Below are 21,804 nucleotides of genomic sequence, written 5' to 3'. Positions count from 1 at the left end.
ACCGGCCGGCTCTCTTGCGCTCCACCCTTGGGTTCGGTGAACCGGCACGGTGCCGGCTTGCAGTCTCGAGCCCGTCTTCGCGCGCCGAGGAAAGAGGCACCATGGAGAACCCGACGAGGGAGCGCGCCCCGGGGCCGTGTGCTCGCGGCCGCACCGCGACCAATGGACCCGATCCCCTGCCGCCACCCGGCTGAGGCTGTTTCCCCGTGGCCGGGGGGCTGTTATGCTGCCTGCCGTCCGAGGCGGCGCGGCGGCAGGCCGCGGCACCGCTCACCGGAGACGGACCGGTCATGGAGACAAGCCAACGTCAGAGTGGGGCAGGGCTGAGGGTCTTGCTGACCCTGGCCGGGGTCGTGGTCGTCGTCGCGGGTCTCAAGGCGGCGGCGACGCTGCTTCAGCCCCTGCTCGTCTCCGTCTTTCTCGCGGTCCTCAGTCTTCCCCTGCTGAACTGGTTGCAGAGCCGGCGGGTTCCACGGGCGCTGGCGGTGATGCTCACCTTTTTGTCGGTGCTCCTCGTGCTCACGGGGATGGTTACCCTCGTCGGCGGCTCGGTCACGGGTTTCTCGGAGGCGGCGCCGCGCTACCAGCAGCGTCTGCAGGTCATCGTCGATTCCCTGACCACCTGGCTCCAGGCCCGCGGGATCGAAATCCCGCGGGAGGTCACCACCGAGATGATCAACCCGGGCATCGTGATCAAGATGGCCGGAGACCTGTTTCGCATCGCCACTTCCCTGCTTTCCAAGACGGTCCTGATCCTGCTTTTGATGGTCTTCATTCTCTTCGAGGCGGCGGTTCTGCCAGGCAAGCTGCGTGCCGCCTTCGGTAACGGGAGGGAGGAGCACGGCTGGTATTCCCGGATCCGGGTCGAGATTCAGCGCTACCTGGTGATCAAGACCATCATCAGCATGGCTACCGGCGTGATCGTGGGGCTGAGCCTCTGGCTGCTGGGAATCGACTTCCCCCTGCTCTGGGGACTCCTGGCCTTCATGCTCAACTACATTCCGCAGCTCGGCTCGGTGCTCGCGGCCCTGCCCACGGTGCTGCTGGCCGTCGTCCAGTACGGTGTCGGCCGGGCCATCGCCGTGGCGGTGATCTACACCGTGGTGAACATGCTTCTGGGCAACGTGGTCGAGCCCTACTTCATGGGCCGCCGGCTGGGCCTGTCGACTCTCGTCGTCTTCCTCTCGATGGTCTTCTGGGGCTGGGTCTGGGGGCCCCTGGGGATGTTGCTTTCGGTGCCCCTGACGATGATCGTCAAGATCGCCCTCGAGAACAGCGGCGATTTTCGCTGGGCCGGCGTGTTGCTCGACGCCCAGCCTCCCGACGCTTCCTGAAGGGACACGGCGGCCCGCCTCGGGCGGCACCGGGAGTTCCCTCGCTTTCCCGACCGCGGAGAACGCACCCCTTCCAGGCCTCGCTGGAAGAAGGTGCGCCCGGCGGTCGGCCGTGCCGTGCGCGGCTCAGGGCGTTTCCTGGCCGCAGGGATTGACCGCCACCACCTTGTAGAAGAAGTGCTTCGCGTTGGTCAGGGCATCCCGGTCTTCGATCCAGGTTTCGGGGGTCTGTCCCAGGTCCAGCGCGCCGGCCATGTCCGGCGATTCCGACCGGCGGACGATGAAGTGGGCCGTGTCGGGAGTCGGTTGCCAGCTCAGGCGGGCATGGGCGTCGTTGACCTTCGCGACCCGCAGGGAATCGGCGGGGGAGCCGGCGGCCGGTCGGGAGGTGGTATCGATCGCCGACAGCCGGTTGTCGTTGTCGTCCAGAAGCCCGCCGTTGTTGGGGCCCGATGAACAGGTTTCGTCGTTCTCCGCGCGCACCAGGTACCACACGGTGGTGTCCACCGGAGCGTTGTCGTCCTGGTAGAACGTGTCGGTCAGGCCCGCGGCGACCAGGGTGCCGCTGTCCGGTACGAAATCCGGGGTCGTGCCGCGGTAGAGGGCATAGGTGCCCGAAGTGCCCGTGCCCCACGAGGTCGCGGCTTCCCACTCGACCCGGATGCCCGCCGTTCCGCAGGCATCGACATCTTCCGCGGCATTCAAGCCCCGGCCCGAGGGGGCCGCCCCGCAGTCGCCGCAGGCCGTGTAGTCGGCCAGGGAGCCGTCCTTGACGATCAACTCGTCCACATTCCAGCCGCTGTACTGCGCGGAGCCGTCGGCATCGATGGAGAAGCGAAGCTGGATAAAGGGTTTTCCGTCGGCGAAGGCGCTGATGTCATAGCGTTGTTCGGTCCAGCCGTTTTCGGTGATCGTCGCTCCGCCGTTGTTCCAGACGACGTCCTTGCCGTTGCTGATGACGGCCAGTTCCGCGTTGTCCGAACTCTGGACGTTGAGGTAACGGCGGAAAATCAACTCCGTGTTCTGGCAGTTGCTGCAGAGGATGCGTCCCGAGGCGGCGGCGGAGTGGGCGTTCGGTTCGTAGTCGCCCGCGTAGGATCCGGTTCCCGAGAGATCCAGGCCGAGCACCGAGGCGCCGACGAACGCGGCGCCGGGGTCGGGGTTGCCGCGGCTGCCGCCCTTGCCCGCAGGAGACGCGATTTCCCATTCGGTGCCGAGGATCCACTCGCCGACCCCTTGCTCGAAGCCCTCGTAGAAATAGAGGCCGGGGACTTCCATGGTGCTGAAGTGGAAGGGACCGTTGCCCGTGTCGAGTTGCAGGTCGTTCCCGTACGCGTCCGTGCCTCCCACCCTGAAGAAGACGGTCTGACAGGCATCGAAGCCGTCGATGAAGACCGTATGACTCGTACTCAGGGCACTGTCTTCGACAAGGTTGCCCAACTGGGCGTCGGGTCCGTACTCGAGACGGGTCGTGGAGGGCTCGTCCGTGGTCCAGGAGATTTCGGCCCAGCTGTGGGCCAGGCGAGAGATGGCCACGCCGCTGCCGACCGGCGCCGCGCAGTCCGTGGTGGAGGTACGCGAGGTGGTCGCCGGCGAGCCCGTGCCGTCGTCGGCGTCATGGTAGGTGGCGGTGACCAGGTTGCCGTCACCGGCCTGCAGCAGACCATCGCCCGCGATCGCCGCGCCGGGAGCCATGTCGATCGAGCCGACGAAGCGGGCACTGTTGGCGTTCTCCTCGGTGAGGACGATCCACTCGCCGTCGGGCTCGGCGGAGCTCGATACCTTGACCGAGACGGTCTCGACGAGACCGGAGTCGGTGTTCAAGTCGAGATCGGTGACCGAAACCGTGACCGTGTCGGAGCAGGCGTAGATCGACTGATCGAGGGTGATCTGCCCCTGATGGCAGGGTGCGATGCCAATATCCGCGAAGTCACCGTAGGTTTCGAAGCGATAGTACTGACCGTTGTTGTCATCGGTTGTGGAGTTGGCCAGGCTGTCGGCGCTGGTCACGTCGTAATAGTAGACCGTGCACTCCGCGAGGCCGGTCAAGGGGACGGCGTGCTGGGTGACCCGGGCGCTGTCGCCGGCCTCCAGGCCCGGGGGCCGCGTCGTGTCGTAGCGCACGAGGCTGTCCGACTGCTCATCGGTGGTCCAGCGGATGGTAGCCGACGTGTTGTCGATGTCCGTCGTTTCCACAGCGCTGATCACCGGTCCCCGGCAATCGACGGCGGAGGTGTCGGTCTTCTCCACGTTGGTGCCTCCCTGGCCGTCGTCCGCGTCGATGTAGGTCACCACGACCGTGTCCCCGTCGGCGACCTGGATCAGGCCGTCGGTGGTCGGCGGGCCCGGATCGGTGCTGATCTCACCCTTGAACACTCCAGAGGTGGCGGAAGTCTCGGTGAGAGTCACGCTTTCTCCGTTGGGTTCTGTTTCGGAGGTGACCTCGACGACGTGGGTACCGGTGCCTTTGAGGTCCGTGTCCGAGAGGGTGATGTGGAGCACGTCGCTGCACGCTGTGGCGGTTTCCCGGATGCTGATTCTTCCATCGGACGAAGCACTCTGCAGCACCGCCTCGTAGGCATCGACGCGGCCTGAACCATAGGTGTTGTCCTTGCCCGGCTCACCGAGGTCGATGGACGTGTCCTCGAGGATCGCCTTGAGGTCGTCGTGGGTCAGGCCGGGGTTCGAACTCTTCATCAGGGCCACGGCACCGGCCACGTGGGGGGTGGCCATGGAAGTACCGGATTTGATCGAATAACCGCTGCAGAGGTTGTGCGACTTGGTGTCCACGCCCGGGGCCGCCACGTCCGGCTTGATCAGGCCCGGCGGGTAGGGGTAGTCGTTGTAAGGCGGTACGTCCTGCCAGGTGACCGGTCCACGGCTGGAGAAGGAAGCCGCCTGATCGCTGCAGTTGGTGGCGCCGACGGTGATCACCCGGGGCACGTCGCCCGGCGTCCGGATATTGTCCGGTTCGTTTCCGGAGCCTTCGTTGCCGGCGGCGATGACCATCGCGGTTCCGAGGTCGATGGTGTTCTCGCAGTTGGTACGCCAAGTGGCGCGGTCGGGGTTCTGGTCGTGAGGCCAGCCGAGACTCATGGAGATCGCGTCGGCGCCGTTGTCGGCGGCGTATTGCATGGCCTCCCACACATCAGGTTCGTCGGAGAACTGCAAGCCCACCCGAAGAATCATCACCCGGGCATCGGGGGCCATGCCGGCCTGGGTTCCGGCGGTGCCGTCTCCGGCCACGGTGCCGGAGGTGTGGGAGCCGTGTGAATCGTCGTCGTTGGGATCGTTGTCGCCGTTGCCGATGTCGTAACCGATCAGGTCGTCGACGTAGCCGTTACCGTCGTCATCGATGCCGTTCTGGTCGTCGGGGTCCATCACCACCCCGTCGCCGTCGAGGTCTTCTCCAGGGTTGACCCAGATCTGGTTCTCGATGTCTGAGTGGCTCCAGCAAGTCCCCGAGTCGATCATCGCGATCACGGCCCCCTCACCAGTGTTGCCCAGCTCGTTCCAGACTCGCGGAGCCTGCATCAGGTCCACGCCGCATTCGATCTCGTCCGTGCCGGCGTTGCCCCGGTAGCGGGTGAGGGGATTGTCGGGAAGGATTTCAGGGGTCATCCGGGGGCCGATGAAAACGTCCCGCTTGGGTTCCCAATTGAGGTGATCGACTTCCGGATAGGCGGTGATCTCACGAATCAGGCCCACGGGCAGATCGGCGGCCACGATGTTGCCGATCCAGAGGAAACGCAGCCGTCGCACCTGGCCGGCCCGGTCGGCTTGTTCGAGTCGCAGGCGCAGGCGGGCCTGATGCTGACGGGCGAAGTTTTTCAGCGCGTCCGCGAGAATGCGCCGCCGCCGGTCAGGATCCTTGATGCCTTCGGCGTGGGCCCTGAGGGCCTCGCCATGGAGTTGTTCACCGAGGATGATGCTGACGGGGATCCGTTCGCCGGGCGCCGCGTTGCGGATCACCTCGGCCAACTCGCCACGCCACTTGGGCGAGTCGTCTTCGGCGGCGAAGGGCGACGGAACGAGGCCCGCGAGCAGGCACAAAACGAGAGCTACGGTCAGGTGACGGGGGGCGTGGAACATCTCGGACCTCCAGAGGATTGCCCTTTATGTACCCACATGCCGGGCCAAGGCAAGCGTGTCTCCGGAGGCTCGATTTCCGGGGATCTCTCCGCTGGACGCGACTTCAGTCCATGGATGGCCGAAAAGTTCCCGGGGCGGGGGCCGGTCAGGGGCCGGCCTGGCAATTTGCCGTCGTGTCCTGGCGGCCCAAGCTGCACAGGCCCAGTCCGTCCGCGTCGCGCAGCGTGCCGTCGGAGCGGTATCCATGGGCGCCGTCGACGCCGCCCTCTGCCGCCGCGATCAGCCACCAGGTGAACTTGCCCGGGGGGGGATCGGGCAGGGCCCTTGAATCCGCACCCGAGAGGTCGAGATCGCAGGACGCACCGAAATACGTGTAGAGGGGTAGATCGTCCGAGTCGCCGTAGAAAAGATTGAAGCGACTGCCCGGACAGCTGGTGACATCCCACTGGAGATCGACGAATCCCGCCTCGATGCCCCGGGCGGCCAGCATCGGCGAGCCGGGAACGAAACGCCCGTCGGGAACCGGTGGAGGTGCGATGGAGCCGGCCTGGCAGGTGGTCGGCGAGTAGACCTCCAGCTTGTCCACGTTCCAGCCGCAGAAGCTCCGCGTGAAACTGCTGATCACGCCGAATCGCACTCGGGCATCGGCGACCCCCGCGAGAACACTGCTCAGGTCGAAGACCTCGAGAGCCCAGTTCTTGTCCGACAGGGTCAGGTGGGGATTGCGCCAGATCTCGTTCCACGCGCTGCCGTCGAAAGCCTCGAGCAGCGCCAGATCGGCGCTGTTCTCCTCCACCCCCAGCCAGCGCCAGAAGCGCAGCTTGACGGTGTTCTGCCCCGAGGCATCGAAGGCCGGGCTGGTGGCCCACTCGGAGATGTCCGGTTCGTAGTTGCCCGCATAGCTTCCCAGGCCGCTGAGATCGAGACCCAGGACCCGGCTTCCTTCCCAGGCCACTTCCGGATCCGGACCGCCGAGCAGGGACCCGCCAAGGCCCTGGGGCGGGCCGATCTCCCATTCCCCTTCGAGAATCCAGGGCTGAAGAGTTTCGAAGTCATCGCTGAAAAGCACCAGGTCCGGGCCGCTGGCTGCCGCGGAGCGGCGCACCAGGTTGCCGTCTTCCACGCCGCCGCAGGGGCCACTGCCCGCGGCACCCGTATCTTCGGCGCGGACCACCCAGTAGTGGACCACCCCGTCATCGAGACTGCTGTCACTCCAGCTCGCGCCGTCGACGCAGGCGGCGATCCGGTTGGAAGGGTCGGGGACGAAGGCCGGATCCGTACTGCGGTAGATGTTGTACCGCACCTGGCTGCTGCAGCGAGGCGCAGCGGCGTTCCAGCGCAGCTCGATGGTGCAGGTCTGCTGACCGAGGTCTCGAGCCTCCGTCAAGCCGTCGAACGCCGGGGGATCGACACAAGAGCCCGTGGGCGTCGCGTCGGCGCAGGCCGAAGCGTCGGAAACGCCGCCACAGCCGTTTTTCGAGCGCACCTGGTAGTGATAGGTCACCCCGCCGGATACCGGTTCGTCCAGGTGCGTGGTCGTGGGGACCACCGCGATCTGTTCGAAACCGGCGCTGCAACTCTCGCGGGAGCGATAGACCAGGTATTCGATGCCGTCGCTGGTCGCGTCCCACCGGAGCTGGACCTGGTTGTCGGCCGCCGCCGCGGCGGTCAGGCCGGTGGGGGCGGGGCCGGGGGCACAGGCGTCACTGCCCGTCGCTCCCGAGACCACCAGGGCGAAGACCGCGTCGTCTTCCGGGGTTGCCGTGTGCTCGTCCTGGTTGATCTCCACCGCGCGCACCTCGATGCGCCAGAGTCCGGCTTCCGGGAAGGGAACGAAGACGTTCTCTACCGTGTTGAGATCGTCGGGGGTTCCGCCGGGAGCCGATGCCGTGCCCACGTCCAACCCCTGGTTGCCGTAGAACAGCTCTCCCGTCGGTGCGGTGACCAGCAGATCCAGGTCGTTGATGCGGTGCATGGCCGCCGAAAGCGTACCTGGGGGATCGGTGTAGACCATCGTGATCTTCAGCTCGCTCTCGCCGGCGATGACTTCCACGTCGTAGAAGGCGCTCTGTCCCACCTGTAGTGCCGTGCTCTCGTCGATCACCATCGAGCGGGCGGCGGACTCCTTGGCGCTGCGCACTCCCGGTCGGCCCCATCCCTGGTGGGTGCGGGTCAGGTCGTGGTCGCTTCCCGTGAAAGGGTACTGGCGGGCGCTGTTGATCAGCAGCGCCTTGCTGGTGGCTGCATGGGGGCGGCGCTGGAAGACGTTCTCACCCACCGGATGGGTGTTCCAGACATTCTCCGACCACATCTGGATCTGCAGGCCGAGGATGCCCGCAACGGCCGGGGTGGCCGCTGACGTGCCGTTGAAATCGGGTCGGTAGCCCCCGGTGACGGTGGTGTAGATGTGATCGCCCCAGTAGCAGACGTCCGGCTTGATGCGACCGTCTTCCGCGGGCCCGATCGAGGACGCCCCGCCCCAGAAATCGTCTGCCGGATCGAGACTGTTACCGTGCTTGATCGCGCCGACCGATATCACGTTCTTGGCCCAGGCTTCCGGGCGGCTGGAGCGGGTGCCCGAGTTGGACTGGGACTGGGTGATGGCCAGGTCGAGCTGCCAGACGATGTCGTCCATTTCCTGGGAGTAACTGGTGTAGGCCGTGGTCCGGGTGTGCCCCCAGGAGTTGGTCTGGAACGACGCGTAATAGGGGTAGTCGAGAAGCTGCCGGGTGTGGGCGAAGCGGTCGGTCAGTTCGTCCTTGTCGGCGAAGATTCCCTGTTCGGCGCAGGAAAGCAGACCTTCGGCCCGGGCGTCGCCGTCGCCATCCCGTCTCCCGTTGCTGAAGACGATGCCGTAGGTGCTCGAGCCATGATTCATCAGGTCGTGGGGGCCGTGGAGCATCACTCCGTCGAAATCCTGGTGGGCCTCGTCGAAGCCGGAGTCGAGCACCTCGCCCCGCACCCCCTGCCCGCAGGTGCCGGCGTCGTTCTCGATCCACACGCGGCCGGAATCTTCCCGCAGCAGGTCCATGTCGGTCTCTGACGGCGTCTGGGGGTCGACCCACAGCAGCCGGTCGCTGCGGGCGAGGACCTCGAGCTGCACCCGGTCGGCGAGGATCTCGAGGGTTCTGCCGCTCTCGGCCAGGGCCAGGACTTCCGCGCCCAGGGCGCGGGCCCGCTCGGCGAGAAGGGTCTTGGCCTCGAGGCCCCAGCCGGCCACCGTCAGGCGCAGGGGGCGCCGGTCGTCCGGCGGAGCTTCGAGCACCCAACGCTGGACCTCCCGGGAAAGGCGGTACCAAGGATGGAAGGGCACGATCGCCTCCACGAATTCAAGGGTGGCGATTGTCTCCACGCGCGCAGGATCGCAGCGCAGCAGGTGCCCATCCCGGGGAACGGTGGCCAGGATTTCGGCGCCGGCCTCGGCCAGGGCGGCGCGGAACTCGGGCAGGCTGCGGGATGCGAGGGCCACGACGAAAAGCCGGCCACCCGCCGGCAGGCGCCAGGCGGCGGGCGCCGGGGGAGCCGGCCCGCCGGGAACGATGACGCCAGCCCGCAGGCTGACGCCGCCTCGGCGCAGCCGGGCCGGAGCCCAGTGCCCGCCGCCGTCGCGGCTGAAGCTGTCGTAGCGGCTGCCGTCGGAGCGGGTCCAGGTGGCGAACAGGGCCCGGCCTCGGGGATCGGCACCGGCGGGGCCCGGCTCGGCCCGCCCGGGGAAGCGATCGAGCGCGCTCCAGGGGCCAGGGGTTCCATCGCGCTCGACGCGCACCAGGACCTGGCTGGTACCCTGACTCTCGAGCACCCGCACCTCGACCTGTGCCGCCGATGCGAGGCTCCACCCGCACAGGAGGCTCCACCCGCACAGGGTGATCAGCGCCAGCCGGGATGCGGCGGCCCCCAGTTCTCTCGGAACGCAGCGAAGCATGGTCAATCCCGGCTTCCCGTGGAGCCGCCCCGCGGGCAAGCCCCGAAAACTCTGAACTATAACGCAATTTTGCGAACCAGGTCGCGCTCCGCGAAGGACGCGCCCCCAGCTCCTGGAAGGAAAAAAGAGCTCCTCCAGGGGCGCCTGGGTAAGGAAGAGGGGTTCCCCGGGCTGTCTCGAGTCGACGCTGTCGGGGAACCGGAAACCGCGGGGTCAGCTGATGCACTTCTCCCGTGCGGCGCGGAAACTGCCGAGAATCAGCCGGAAACCCTCTCCGAGATGGCCTCCGCAGTCGTCGGCGAGGACCCGGACTACCGGGTCCGTCCAGAACTCCTGGCCGCAGCGAAAATCCGGTCGCCGGCCCGGCTAGAGAGAAGGCAGCGCCCCCTCGGCCTGAACCCGGTGAGGGGGCGTCCGGGCCGAGCGCAGCCGCTCAGTTGAAGGCGAGTCTCAGGGTGTTGTTCGCCGTATCGATGTCGTTGGCGCCGACGGGCTCCACGGACAGCTCGAAAACGTCACCCGCGAGGAGATCCAGCAGATCGATTCTCCCCGACGGGAGATTACACAGGCAACTCCTCCATCCGTCCTTGCTGTCGCAGTTCTCGATCATCGTCTCGCACTCGCCCTTCGTGGCCCCGACGTAGCACGACCCTGTACGGGACTGGACGTGGCAGCCATTTCCGCAGCTGCTTGAGCTATCGGAGCGCGGACCGTACGAGAGTTCTCTTGAGAGTCATGATCGTCTCCTCCACGGCGTGACGGCTACTGAATCGTGACCGTCGGAACGTTGTTGTCCAGGTTCGTCTCGTCGAAGCCGGGAGAGGGAGTGACACTGAAGGTCAAGGTGTTACCGGCAATCAAGGTCAGCAGACTCGAGCTGGCCGCACCGCCGTCGGATCGATTGCAGCTACAGCCATCGAGCGTGTGCTTGGCTTCGCCTTCCTCCGGACAGAGTTTCTTCAGCCAGCCGCAGGAGCCCTCGTAGAGGGTCGGGTCCTTTCCGATCGTGTAGTGGCACTTGCCCGTCCCGCAGCTACCACCGCACACGGCGTCGCAGACATCGGCGGGGTGGATCGTCTCCCCGAGGTTGATCGGCGTACCCGGGACCTGGTCATTCCGCTTGTGGGTCAGCAGCAACGTGTAGGTGAACTCCCCCTGGGTCGAACTCCAGCTCGCGCCATAGCTGACGGACACCTCGTATTGATTGCCGCCGACGGCGGTCACGGTGATGCCCCCTGCCCAGACATCGCCGTCCGCCCGCGCCATGCCGGCGCCGAAGCCAGCGGCGAGAAGGAGGGGCGAGACGAGGGTCGGTACTTCGCTCATTCAAGCCTCCTTTTGAATGGGCGAGACCGGCTGCTGGACCTTTTCCGGAGATGCCCCCTCTTCCGACCAGGCTTCCTGGATCCGGGGTACGGCACTGCTTTCGTCCGCTGGCCCGGTCGGCGCACTCTCGATCGACAGGACATGTATACCCCCCCCCATGTCAAGGTCTCATGTAGAAAAGACATCGCTGGTCGATCCGATCCGTTCGCAACTCGAAGCGAGAGCCTGTATTTTGCATGGCTTTCGCCGCCTGCCGGCCTCGGGCAGGGGTTTTGGGGTCCCCGTTGGGAAGTGCGGCGTGCTGGGAATGGACGAAATCCAACTCGCTGGAGCGTGGTGGATTCTCGGCTTCCGTCCGAACGCCGCGAGCTGTTGCCATGTTGGCTCGCCCCGGCACCGGTCGGAGGTGGATCCGGGAAGAAGGCGGTGGCAACCGGGTTCAGGGCGCTTTCGGCACCTCGCGTCCCGGTGTCCAGGGGACGCCGGCTTCGTCCAGGCGCTTCTCGAGGGCCGGCAAGGCCACGTCGATGAGCTGGTGCAGCTTTTCGCGCAAGGTGGCGAATTGCTCGAGTGCGATCTCCAGGCTGCGGCGGTGGGTCGGCGTGGGGCCGTAGGTCGACAGGCGATTGCCGGTGATCACCACGTCGAGGCGCCGCATCACCGATGGTGCCATGGGCTCGCCGATGCTGCGCCGGGAGGTGTTGCCGCCCATCGCCTCCTGGACCCGATGGAGCTGCTGCTGGAGATCGCGCACCGCCATGTCCAGCTCGCCGCCCGGCTCGATGGCAGAGCGCTCGAGGGCATCGCGCAGAGCCGCGACGCGGCCCGAGGCCTCGGCCAGAGAGAGGCCCGCGCCAGTGACCGCTCGCTGAAGCTCTGCTGCCTGCTGGAGGAAGGCAACGGTCTGCTCCGGGCTGCTGCCGGGGAGTACACCCTCGCGCATGCGCACGACCTCGAAGGTCTCGGGACCCGCGAGGGGGATGACTTTGCCATCGACGCGCTTGACCAGCGTGACCGTGTAACTGCCGGGCGCCGCGAGGAATCCCCTGGGTTCCTCGTCGGGTCCGTTGCGACGTCCGGCTCCCAGGGCCCGGCGATTGGGAAAGCGCAGGTCCCAGGCCGTGCGATGAAAACCGGCGCTGGTCTCTCCCTGCAGGCGACGGACCACCTGACCGTCGACGTCACGGACCACGAGCAAGACCTGGGGCTCTTCTTCCCGGCGTTCGGCTTCCAGTTCGTCGAAGGAAGGCACGGGAGTGTCGGCGCCCTTCTTCTTCAGTTCTTTCTCCCGCTTCTGCCGCTGCTCGGTGCGGGAGACGAGGTCTTCGGCCAGGTAGTAGGTGAACACTGCGCCGAAGGGCGGGTTCTCGGCGGTGAAGTAGGAGGCGCCCTGGGAGGCCTGGCCCTTCTGCCCCAGGGGGCGTCGCTGGATGTACCACCAGGCCCTGCGAACGGGAAAAAGCGTCGCCTCCGCGGCCAGCATCGTCTCGTTGACCTGCCGTAGCGGTGTGTAGTCGTCGAGGACGTAGAAACCCCGACCGAATGTCGCCCCCACCAGGTCGTTCTCACGCCGCTGGATCGCCAGGTCGCGGAAGGGGATCGTCGGCACCTGTCCGGTGAGCTCGATCCATCGCCCGCCGCCGTCGATGGTGAAGAACAATCCAAACTCGGTGCCGGCGAAGAGCAGTTCCGGCTTGACGTGATCCTGGACGATGCGCCAGACCACGTGATCTTCCGGCAGGTCGCCGGCGATCGAACGCCAGGTCTTGCCGCGGTCGGTGCTGCGATACAGGTAAGGAGTGAAGTCACCCTGCTTGTGAGCATCGAGGGCCACGTAGAGCGTGTCGGGATCGTGGAGATCGGCCTTGATGTCGTTGACGAAGGCGCGGGCCGGCGCTCCGGGCAACGCGTCGACCTCGATCCTCCGCCACTGCTGCCCTCCATCTTCACTGATCGCCAGCAGACCGTCGTCGGTGCCCACGTAGAGCAAACCCTCGACCAAGGGTGACTCCGCGATGGAGGTGATGGTGTTGTAATGGGACATGGCCGCCAGGTCCCAGCTCGAATCCCAGCTCCACTGCCGCCCCATCAGGGGTAACAGGAGGCGATTTTCATTGCGAGTCAGGTCCCCGCTGACAGGCTTCCAGCTATCGCCCCGATCATTGGAGCGCCACAGCCTCTGGCTGCCGTAGTACAGCCGCGTGGGTGCGTGGGGGCTGATCAGGATCGGTGCGTCCCAGTTGAAACGCTCGGGGGGATCCCCCGGTTCGGGTTGAGGTTGAATGTAGACGATCTCGCCGGTGGTTCGGTCGTAGCGGACCAGGTTTCCCTGCTGCCACTCGGAGTAGACGATGTCGGGGTTGCCCGGCTCGACCGCCGGCTGGTGGCCGTCGGCGTAGAGCGTGATGAACCAGTCCGCGTTGCGAATGCCGTTGACCGTGTCGGTGCGGGAGGGACCGCCCTGGGTATTGTTGTCCTGGGTACCGCCGTAGACGTTGTAGAAGGGCAAATCGTCGTCGACGGCCAGCTTGTAGAACTGGGTCACGGGCAGGTTGGCCACGAAGCGCCAGCTCTGCTCCAGGTCATAGCTTTCGTAGAGTCCGCCATCGGTACCCGCCAGCAGGTAGTCTGGATCGTTGGGGTCGAAGGCCAGGGCGTGATTGTCGCTGTGCTTGGCGACTTCTTTCATTTCGCGGAAGGTCCGGCCGCCGTCCTCGGTGACCTGCACCCGGACGTCCAGCAGGTAAACCCGGTCGAAGGCGTGGGGCGAGGCGGCCAGCTCGTTGTAGTAGTGGGGTCCGGTGGCCCGCCCGACGGCATCGGACATCTTGGTCCAGCTCTCGCCCCGATTGGCGGACCGGAAAAAGCCCCCCGTGCGGCGCTCGAGTTCGATGACGGCATAGAGCACATCCGGGTTCTGCGGGGAAATGGCCAGGCCGATTTTCCCCATGTCTTTTTCGGGCAAACCCTTCTTCAGCCGCCGCCAGGTTGTGCCCCCGTCCGTGGATTTGTGGATGCCCGACCCCGGCCCGCCGCTGATGTACGCCGCCACGGTGCGCTGCCGCTGCCAGGTGGCGGCATAGAGCCGGTCCGGGTCACGAGGATCGACCACCAGGTCGGTCACTCCCGTCCACCGGTCATCGCCGAGAATCTTCTCGAAGCTCGCGCCGCCATCGGTGCTCTTGTACAGGCCGCGTTGACCGCCCTCCGCCCACAGCGGGCCCTGGGCGGCAACGTAGAGCACCCGCGAGTCTCGTGGATCGACGATGATCCTGGAGATGTGCTCGGTTTTCTCGAGGCCGAGCTTCTCCCAGCTTTCCCCGCCGTCGCGAGAGCGGTAGACGCCATCGCCCCAGCCCACGTGGCGGCCCCCTACGTTTTCGCCGGTGCCCACGTAAATCACGTCGGGGTCGTTCGGGTCGATGGTCACGCAGCCGATGGAGTAGGCCGTCTGTCCGTCGAAAACGGGAGTCCATGTCGTGCCGCGATTGGTGGTCTTCCACACCCCACCGGAGCCGACGGCCACGTACCAGGTGCTCTGGCGTTCGGGATGGATGGCGATGTCGGCGATGCGTCCCGACATCAGCGCCGGGCCGATGGCACGCAGCTCGAGGCCCTCGAAGGTCGACGCGTCGAGTCGACTTTCGTCCTTTTTTGCGGATGCGATGGACGGGGCGTGGCCGGGGAAAAGGAGGCAAAACAGGGTCAGAACGAAGAGGCAGCGGCGCATGGTGATCTCCGTGAAGAACTCGGCAGAGATTACCAGAGTCTCCCGGACCCGCCGAATCGGGGGTGGCGGTCCTGCCGTCAGCTCTCGTCGCTTCGGGGTCTGCGCCGAGCTTGCTTGAGCCGGGCGAGGCGGCGTTTATCTTCCAGGCGCCGCCGCCGCTGGGCTTGCGGTATCGCCGACGCCAGCCGGGGGGGATCCCGGTGCAGGGCGCCGGCCAGCAGCTTGGCGAGTCGCCCGAGAGCCTCCCGCCGGTTGGCGTGCCGACTGCGGTGCTGCGAGCAGGTCACGCGCAGCACGCCCCGGCGGTCGATCCGCGTGGCGAGCTTGTGGGTGATGCGGGCCTTCTGCCGGGGCGTGAGGCTGGGACTGGCGGCGACGGGAAAGCGAACGATCACCCGCGTCTCGACCTTGTTCACATGTTGGCCGCCGGGGCCCCCGCTGCGGGCGAAGGTGATTTCCAACTCCCGCAGCGGGATGCTCAGCGCAGGGGTGATTTCGAGCCGATCCGGCCCCGCGTCAGCCATGGGGGCGACCGGTCAGGATCCGTCCTCGGCATCCTCGGCCATCTGCCAGGCGGCACCCTTGGCCGCCAGGCGATAGCACAGCCAGGAGAGGATCAGGAAGAAGAGCACGCTGACCGCCTGGCCCCAGAAACCCTCCAAGTAGGCCAGCATGCCTGTCCACTGCCCGGCCTCGGCCAGGTGCTCGAGGTCGATGAGGTTGATCGGCTGGCCCAGAACGGGAAGCTTGCCGAATGCGCCCACGGTGCCGACGATGGCCGCTCCCGCCATCACGCCCGAAGCGATCAGCGTGCCCTGTTTGGCCCGGGCCTTGCGCACCTTTTCGCTGCCTCCGGAGTTGGAGATGATCGCTCCCACGCCGGCACCGGCGAAGACGGCCATGTTGATTTCGATGGGCAGGTACATGCCCAGTCCGAAGGCCAGGGCCGGCACCGAGGCCATTTCCAGCAGCACCGCCATCACGCCGCCCAGGGCGTAGAGCAGCAGGGGCTGCTCCTTGCCACCCATCACGCCCGAGACGATGGCGGCCATCAGGTTGCCCTGGGGAGCCGGCATGTCGGGATTGGGCACCATGCGCCCGCCCTCCTCGACAAGGAAACCGTAGGCGTCATTCATCACCCAGATGATCGCTCCTACGCAGAGCGAGGCGACCACGATACCCAGGTACTTCCAGCGCTGCTGTTGAAAAGGGCTGGCGCCGGTCCAGAAGCCGATCTTCAGGTCGGAGACGAAGGCTCCGGATGTGGACAGGGCCGTGCACACCGCGCAACCGATGATCAGGGCGATGGTCTGTCCCAGGGCGTCTCCGCCGAGGCCCGCGGCCACCAGGGCCAGGCAGGCGATGATCAGGGTGATCAGGGTCATGCCCGACACCGGGTTGACGCCCACGATAGCGATCGCACGGGCGGCGACGGGGGTGAAGAGAAAGGCCAGGACAAAGGTGATCAGCGTGCCGATCAGGGCGTACTTGATCGAGCCGCTGACCCACCAGAACAGCAACAGCATGCCGACGGCGGCACCGACCTGGATCAGAAAGGTGTTTTTGGGGGAGATGTCCCGGTCGGTTCGCAGCGCCGCGTCGATCGGGTGGCTGCCCACCAGGCCTTTGAAGGCCAGCGTCAACGAGGAGAGGATGATCTTGCCCATCTTGATGATGCCGATCAGCCCCGCGATGGCGATGCAGCCGATGCCCACCGGGCGGGCGTAAGTGCCCCAGATGTCTGCCGCATTCATTTCTGCGATCAGGCGACTGGTTTCCGGAGCCACCGGGAGCTGCATGCCGGATCCGACGTAGAAGATCATCGGTACGAACACCAGGTAGGACAGTACCGACCCGGCGGCGATGATGCCGGCGTAGCGCGGACCGATGATGTAGCCCAGGCCGAAGTACACCGCCGTGGCGTTGAGCCGCAGCTCGAAGCGCTTTTCCGCCAAGGCCCTGCCGAAGCGGCCGAAGAGGTGCTGCGAGCTGAGGTGGCCGTTCCAGAGATGCACGAACTCCACGAAAAGGTCGTAGACGAAGCCCAGGCTGAAGGCCAGGCCGAGGACGATGCCCGCCGATCCCTTCGCCTTTTCTCCGGTGGCCAGGACGTTGACGATGGCGGTGGCCTCGGGGAAGGGGAGTTGGCCGTGGAGTTCGACACAGAAGTAACGCCGGAGGGGGATCAGCAGCACCACGCCGAGGAAGCCGCCGAGCAGGCAGGACAGGAAGATCTGCAGGAAGTTCGGGTTGAGCTGATTGATGTAGAGGGCGGGGATGGTGAAGATAGCCCCGGCGACGACCACTCCCGAAGCCTGCCCCAGGGACTGGATGATGACGTTTTCGAGCAGGGTGTTGCGCCGGTCGGTCATCATGCGCATCAGGGTGTTGCCGATGGCCACCGCGAGGATCGCGATGGGAATCGACGTTTCGATCACGTTGCCCGTCTTCAGCCCGATGTAGGCCGCGGCGAAGGTGAAGAGCACCACCGCACCCAGGCCGAGCAGCACCGAGCGCAGCGTGACTTCGGGCGTCGAGATGTCGGCGGGTACAATCGGTTGGTAGACCTCGCCCGGCTTGAGTTCACGAAAGGCGTTCTCTGGCAGTACGCTGCTCTTGTCCTGTTGGGCTTCCATTTCTGTCTCTCCCGGTTCGATTCCCTGCGACTGCAATCTCTGTCGTGTCCGGCCCGTCAAGGGGCGACCCAGATCCTGTCACGCACCTCGAGGCGGGTGTCGTCGAAGTACACGGCTCTTCCCGCGCCTCCCGGCCGGAAGTCGGTGACGATGTCCACGTGTTGGGCCGAGCGGTTGAGCAGGCCCTCGCGGTACAGCTCGTCGCAGCGCCGCCGGCCTTCCCCGGAGGCGGGGTCGTCGACGAAGCACTCGGGGTAACTCGCGCCGATGGCGATGTGCAGGGTGCCGCCCACCTTCTCGACGAAGAGCGGATGGCGCAGCACCTTCTCGATGCCAGCGTTCATACCCAGGGCGATTTCACCGAGGCGATGGGAGCCGTCGTCGGTCTCGATGATCTTGGCCAGGGCGTCGCCGCCTTCGAGGGCCGAGTATTCCTGGATCACGCCGTCGACGAAGCGCAGGTAGACACCGCGAATCGTCGTTCCGCCGTAGAACACAGGCATGTCGACGAAGATTTCGCCTTCCACGCTGCGGGCGTCGGGGCTGGTGAAGACCTCTCCGTCGGGGAAGTTGCGCTTGCCGGTGCACTTGATCACGTTGCGGCCGGCGATGGAGAGTCGCAGGGTCAGCTCCCTCCCGTCGGGATGCGCGGTGACGACCCGGATGGTGCGGGTGCGGGACATCAACTCGTGCAGCGGCGCTTCGATACGCTCGAGCTGCAGGGGGTCGGTGGTGGAGGCGGAGACGATCACCCGGGTGTACTCCTCGAGACTCATCTCCTCGAGATCGGCGAAGGCCTGGGTCGGGTAGAGGGTGATCACCCAGGGCTTGAGCAGCCGGATCTCCTTGATCGGTTCGTCGACCCGCATCACCGCCTGGGCCGTTTCTTCGGGCAATCCGGTGAAAAGGTCGGGGCATTCGGCGCCGAGGACCTCGAGGTACTTGGTCATCGCCTCGTAGCGCTGGCGATGCCAGGCCGGGACCCGCTCGATCTGCGCGATGGTGCCATGGCGCGCGATGGACGCGCCCCAGACCTTGCCCCGGTCGTTGTCCGGAGCCACCAGGTTCAGATCGGCGACGGCTCCGGCGGCGAAGACCTTGTCCTGGAGGATCGAGAGCAGGGGCCAGGTGATGGGCTCCCCCTTGAGCATCACCACGTCTTCGGGGCGGATGCCTCCCAGGGAGTGGTCGAGAAGGTAGTCGGCCCAGGTTTCCAGGTCTTTTTTCGAGATGCCGCTGTCCATGGCTGAAGTCTCCGCGGAGAAAGGCGTTGGGGGGGGAGCCGGATTCTACCGAGCCACCCCGCGGGAAGGAAGCGCGGGGCCGGGGGGGCGCGGGGCTCATCGCCGCGGTCTGCGGACAGGTGGCGGGCTTAAGGCACCGGTCGGCTCCCGGGGCTCGGGGTATGATGTCCCATGCGCCTGGTCCTGATCGCATTGAATCCCACTGTCGGCGACGTGGAGGGCAACGCCCGCCTCATCGAGGAGGGCCTGGCCACGGCCCGTCGCCAGGGAGCCGACCTGGTCGTCTTTCCAGAGCTGGCGGTCTGCGGCTATCCTCCCCGGGATCTCTTGCTCGAGGGGGCCTTCATCGAGGCCTGCGGCCGGGCCGTGGCGAATTTGACACGCCTGACGGCGGACGGGCCCGCCGCGGTGATCGGTTTCCCCCGTCCTGTCCCGGGAGGGCTGGCCAACAGCCTGGTTCTGGCCGCCGGTGGCCGCCAGGCGGCACTCTACGACAAGCGCCTGCTGCCGACCTACGACGTGTTCGACGAGCACCGTTATTTCCGGCCGGGCGACCTGCCGGTGGTAGCCGAGATCGCCGGACGGCGCGTGGGGCTTTCCATCTGCGAAGATTTGTGGAAAGGGGAAGACGCGGGTTTCGCCGCCCGTTATCGGGAGGGGAGTGACCCCGTCGCCGACCTGGCGGCCCGGGGCGCCGAGATCGTCGTCTCACCGTCTGCCAGCCCCTTCGTCCTGGGCAAGCAAAGGCGACACCAGCGGATCCTCGCCGCGCACGCGCGGCGCCACCGCGTGACGATGGTCTCCGTCAACCAGCTCGGGGGCAACGACGACCTGGTCTTCGACGGGCGTTTGAGCGTCTACGCACCGGGGGGAGCGTGCGTCGCGGGTTCCCGGGCCTTCGATTCCGAGCCCCTGGTGGTGGAGTTGCCCGCTGTCGCCGACGATACGCCGGGGGCGGAGGAAGAGGGCGACCTGGATCTCGAACTCTTCAAGGCCTTGCGCCTGGGCATCGCGGACTACCTGCGCAAGACCGGGTTCGACAAGGCGTTGATCGGCCTGTCGGGGGGCATCGACTCGGCGGTCACCGCCGCCCTGGCCGTCGCCGCCCTGGGGCCGGGGCGGGTGCGCGGGGTGGCCCTGCCCGGTAAATACTCCTCGGAGCATTCCCTGCGCGACGCCGAGGAACTGGCTCGGCGCCTGGGGATCGCCTACCAGGTGATTCCCATTTCTGCTGCCTTCGAGGGGTTCCGCGAGCTTCTCGACGCGGCCTTTCGCGAAAACGGGGAGGCCCGGCTCGGCGAGCGCCTGCCGGACCTGGCCGAAGAGAACCTTCAAGCCCGGGTCCGTGGCACGGTGCTGATGGCCCTTTCCAACCGCAGTGGCGCCATCGTGCTGACCACGGGTAACAAGAGCGAACTCGCGGTGGGCTACTGTACCCTCTACGGCGACATGAACGGTGGCCTGGCGGTGCTCTCCGACGTGGCCAAGACCCAGGTCTACCGCCTTGCCCGGCTGCTCGATGCCCGTCCGTCCGAGTGCGGCCTGGCCGGGCCGCCGATTCCGGAAAGCACGATCACCAAGCCACCCAGCGCAGAGCTGGCTCCCGACCAGCGGGACAGCGATTCCCTGCCGCCCTACGACGTGCTCGACGAGATCGTGCAGCGCTACGTGGAAGATCGGCACTCGGCCGCGACCATCGCGGAGGCCACCGGCTTCGATCCTGAACTCGTCGGTCGCATCGTTCGCCTGATCACCCGCAACGAGTACAAGCGCAAACAGGCCGCCATCGGCCTGAAGGTTACCTCCGTCGCCTTCGGCCGCGGTCGCCGCATGCCCATCGCCCAGGGCTGGACCCGCTGAATCCGATGGCGCGGAAGAAGGCCAGGTCCGCTTCCCGCCCGTCGTTCGTGGCGCGTTTTCTCGCCACGGTCGAGGGGGTCGGCAATGCCCTCCCCCATCCCGCCACACTTTTCGCGTTTTTTTCCCTCGGACTGATCGTACTCTCCTGGGCGGCGAGCCGGATGGGACTCGCGGCGGTCAACCCGCGGGATGGTGTGACCGTCCTGCCTGTCAACCTGATCTCGCGTGACGGCCTGCATTGGATCCTGGACAACACCATCGTCAATTTCACCGGATTCGCCCCGCTCGGCACGGTCCTGGTGGCGATGCTCGGCGTCGGGGTGGCGGAAAAGAGCGGCCTGATCGGTACGGCCCTGCGCTCGCTGGTTCATGCCGCGCCACGGCGCCTGCTGACCTTTGCGCTCGTCTTCGCGGGTGTGATGTCCAACATGGCCAGTGACGTGGGCTATGTCCTGCTCGTGCCGATGGGGGCGGTGATCTTCCTCTCGGTCGGCCGGCACCCCATTGCCGGGTTGGCGGCCGCCTTTGCCGGGGTCTCGGGTGGATTCAGCGCCAACCTGCTGCTGGGGACCATCGATCCGCTGCTGGCCGGCATCAGCCAGGAAGCCGCCCGCATCATCGATCCGGCCTACAGCCTGTCTCCCGCCTGCAACTACTACTTCATGGTGGTCTCGACTTTCCTGATCGCGGGGGTCGGGACCTGGGTTACCGAGAGCATCGTCGAGCCGCGGCTCGGATCCTACCGGGGGGCACCGGCCGACGACGGCGACGAAGTGCGAGCCCTGACCCCCGAGGAAAAGCGCGGTTTGCGATGGGCGTTGCTCGTCACCCTGCTGCTCGCGGCGCTGGTTCTCATCGGGCTCCTGCCCGCAGGTGGGATCCTGCGCGAGGCCGAGACGGGCAGCATTCTCCACTCTCCGTTCATGCACGGGATCGTCGTCTTCATCTTTCTCGGCGGATTCCTGGCCGGACTGGCCTACGGCCTGGCGTCCGGCTCCTTCCGCAGCGACACGGACGTGGTCCAGGGTATGAAGGAGTCGATGGAGACTCTGGGGCTGTTCATGGTCCTCGTCTTTTTCGCGGCCCAGTTCGTGGCTTATTTCAAGTACACCAACCTGGGGATCATCTTCGCCATCAAGGGGGCTGATCTGCTCCGGGCCTCGGGCCTCGGGCCGATCCCCCTGATGCTGGCCTTCATCGTCTTGACGGCGATCATCAACCTCTGCATGGGCAGCGCTTCGGCCAAGTGGGCTTTCATGGCCCCGATTTTCATTCCCATGTTCATGCTGCTGGGCTACTCACCGGAGCTGGTGCAGGGGGTCTACCGCATCGGTGACAGCGTGACCAACCTGATCTCTCCAATGATGTCCTTCTTCGCCCTGATCGTCGCCTTCGTCCAGCGTTACGATCCCAGGGCCGGCATCGGGACGGTGATCGCCGCCATGCTGCCCTACTCGATGGCCTTCCTGCTGACCTGGATGCTGCTGCTCGTGGCCTGGCTGCTGGCGGGCATTCCCCTCGGTCCCGGAGCCGGACTCTACCTCTCCGAGTGACGCACACCGGGCATGGGAACTACAGCCCAGGCGCGTGAAACTTCCAGGTATGAGACGAGGCCCCGGTGGGAAGCCGCCGCCCCGGCCGGCGATCGGCGGGTCGGCTC

The 21,804-nt window shown here is 66.4% G+C and carries 11 protein-coding genes; 3 read left to right on the top strand and 8 right to left on the bottom strand.

Going from position 1 to position 21,804, the window contains the following annotated elements; translation table 11 throughout:
• The first annotated feature begins 290 nt into the window (after positions 1-290).
• Positions 291-1,334, top strand: coding sequence for an AI-2E family transporter (locus tag Q9Q40_05280; protein MDQ7006622.1), 1,044 nt, complete (start codon positions 291-293; stop codon positions 1,332-1,334).
• A gap of 126 nt (positions 1,335-1,460) precedes the next feature.
• Here Q9Q40_05280 and Q9Q40_05275 read toward each other — a convergent pair whose 3' ends face one another.
• From Q9Q40_05275 to Q9Q40_05240, 8 genes are all read right to left on the bottom strand, one after another.
• On the bottom strand, positions 1,461-5,426 hold the full coding sequence (locus Q9Q40_05275) for a S8 family serine peptidase (GenBank protein MDQ7006621.1): 3,966 nt from the start codon (positions 5,424-5,426) through the stop codon (positions 1,461-1,463).
• Between the two features lie 145 nt (positions 5,427-5,571).
• Entirely contained in the window at positions 5,572-9,348 is a 3,777-nt protein-coding gene (locus Q9Q40_05270) for a S8 family serine peptidase (protein MDQ7006620.1), read from the bottom strand.
• A gap of 433 nt (positions 9,349-9,781) precedes the next feature.
• Positions 9,782-9,958 (bottom strand): hypothetical protein, encoded by a 177-nt coding sequence (locus Q9Q40_05265; GenBank protein ID MDQ7006619.1) that lies wholly within the window; start codon positions 9,956-9,958, stop codon positions 9,782-9,784.
• 152 nt (positions 9,959-10,110) lie between these two features.
• Positions 10,111-10,674, bottom strand: a complete 564-nt coding sequence (locus Q9Q40_05260; GenBank protein ID MDQ7006618.1) for a hypothetical protein — start codon at positions 10,672-10,674, stop codon at positions 10,111-10,113.
• A gap of 439 nt (positions 10,675-11,113) precedes the next feature.
• Positions 11,114-14,404, bottom strand: a complete 3,291-nt coding sequence (locus Q9Q40_05255; protein MDQ7006617.1) for a glycosyl hydrolase — start codon at positions 14,402-14,404, stop codon at positions 11,114-11,116.
• A gap of 77 nt (positions 14,405-14,481) precedes the next feature.
• Positions 14,482-14,928: an alternative ribosome rescue aminoacyl-tRNA hydrolase ArfB gene (gene arfB / locus Q9Q40_05250; protein MDQ7006616.1), complete on the bottom strand. Its 447-nt coding sequence runs from the start codon at positions 14,926-14,928 to the stop codon at positions 14,482-14,484.
• Between the two features lie 12 nt (positions 14,929-14,940).
• The gene (locus tag Q9Q40_05245; protein MDQ7006615.1) at positions 14,941-17,040 is read right to left on the bottom strand and encodes an oligopeptide transporter, OPT family; all 2,100 of its coding nucleotides are present in this window, start codon (positions 17,038-17,040) and stop codon (positions 14,941-14,943) included.
• A 56-nt stretch (positions 17,041-17,096) separates the two neighbouring features.
• Positions 17,097-18,284, bottom strand: coding sequence for an aminopeptidase (locus Q9Q40_05240; protein MDQ7006614.1), 1,188 nt, complete (start codon positions 18,282-18,284; stop codon positions 17,097-17,099).
• Positions 18,285-18,455: 171 nt separating this feature from the next.
• On the opposite strand from Q9Q40_05240, the gene Q9Q40_05235 reads away from it, so the two are divergent.
• Together Q9Q40_05235 and Q9Q40_05230 are read left to right on the top strand one after the other, a co-directional pair.
• On the top strand, positions 18,456-20,144 hold the full coding sequence (locus Q9Q40_05235; GenBank protein ID MDQ7006613.1) for an NAD+ synthase: 1,689 nt from the start codon (positions 18,456-18,458) through the stop codon (positions 20,142-20,144).
• 5 nt (positions 20,145-20,149) lie between these two features.
• Complete coding sequence (locus Q9Q40_05230) at positions 20,150-21,697, top strand: AbgT family transporter (protein MDQ7006612.1); 1,548 nt, start codon at positions 20,150-20,152, stop codon at positions 21,695-21,697.
• Positions 21,698-21,804 lie beyond the last annotated feature (107 nt).

The organism is Acidobacteriota bacterium, from assembly GCA_030949985.1.
Classification (GTDB): Bacteria; Acidobacteriota; Polarisedimenticolia; order J045; family J045; genus JALTMS01.
Note: the sequence above shows the minus strand (reverse complement) of the source record. Positions and strands in the feature narration are given on the sequence as shown.

Coding starts and splice junctions, on each gene's coding strand:
- Q9Q40_05280 (MDQ7006622.1), top strand. CDS start 291: ATGGAGACAAGCCAACGTCAGAGTGGGGCAGGGCTGAGGGTCTTGCTG.
- Q9Q40_05275 (MDQ7006621.1), bottom strand. CDS start 5,426: ATGTTCCACGCCCCCCGTCACCTGACCGTAGCTCTCGTTTTGTGCCTG.
- Q9Q40_05270 (MDQ7006620.1), bottom strand. CDS start 9,348: ATGCTTCGCTGCGTTCCGAGAGAACTGGGGGCCGCCGCATCCCGGCTG.
- Q9Q40_05265 (MDQ7006619.1), bottom strand. CDS start 9,958: ATGATCGAGAACTGCGACAGCAAGGACGGATGGAGGAGTTGCCTGTGT.
- Q9Q40_05260 (MDQ7006618.1), bottom strand. CDS start 10,674: ATGAGCGAAGTACCGACCCTCGTCTCGCCCCTCCTTCTCGCCGCTGGC.
- Q9Q40_05255 (MDQ7006617.1), bottom strand. CDS start 14,404: ATGCGCCGCTGCCTCTTCGTTCTGACCCTGTTTTGCCTCCTTTTCCCC.
- arfB (MDQ7006616.1), bottom strand. CDS start 14,928: ATGGCTGACGCGGGGCCGGATCGGCTCGAAATCACCCCTGCGCTGAGC.
- Q9Q40_05245 (MDQ7006615.1), bottom strand. CDS start 17,040: ATGGAAGCCCAACAGGACAAGAGCAGCGTACTGCCAGAGAACGCCTTT.
- Q9Q40_05240 (MDQ7006614.1), bottom strand. CDS start 18,284: ATGGACAGCGGCATCTCGAAAAAAGACCTGGAAACCTGGGCCGACTAC.
- Q9Q40_05235 (MDQ7006613.1), top strand. CDS start 18,456: ATGCGCCTGGTCCTGATCGCATTGAATCCCACTGTCGGCGACGTGGAG.
- Q9Q40_05230 (MDQ7006612.1), top strand. CDS start 20,150: ATGGCGCGGAAGAAGGCCAGGTCCGCTTCCCGCCCGTCGTTCGTGGCG.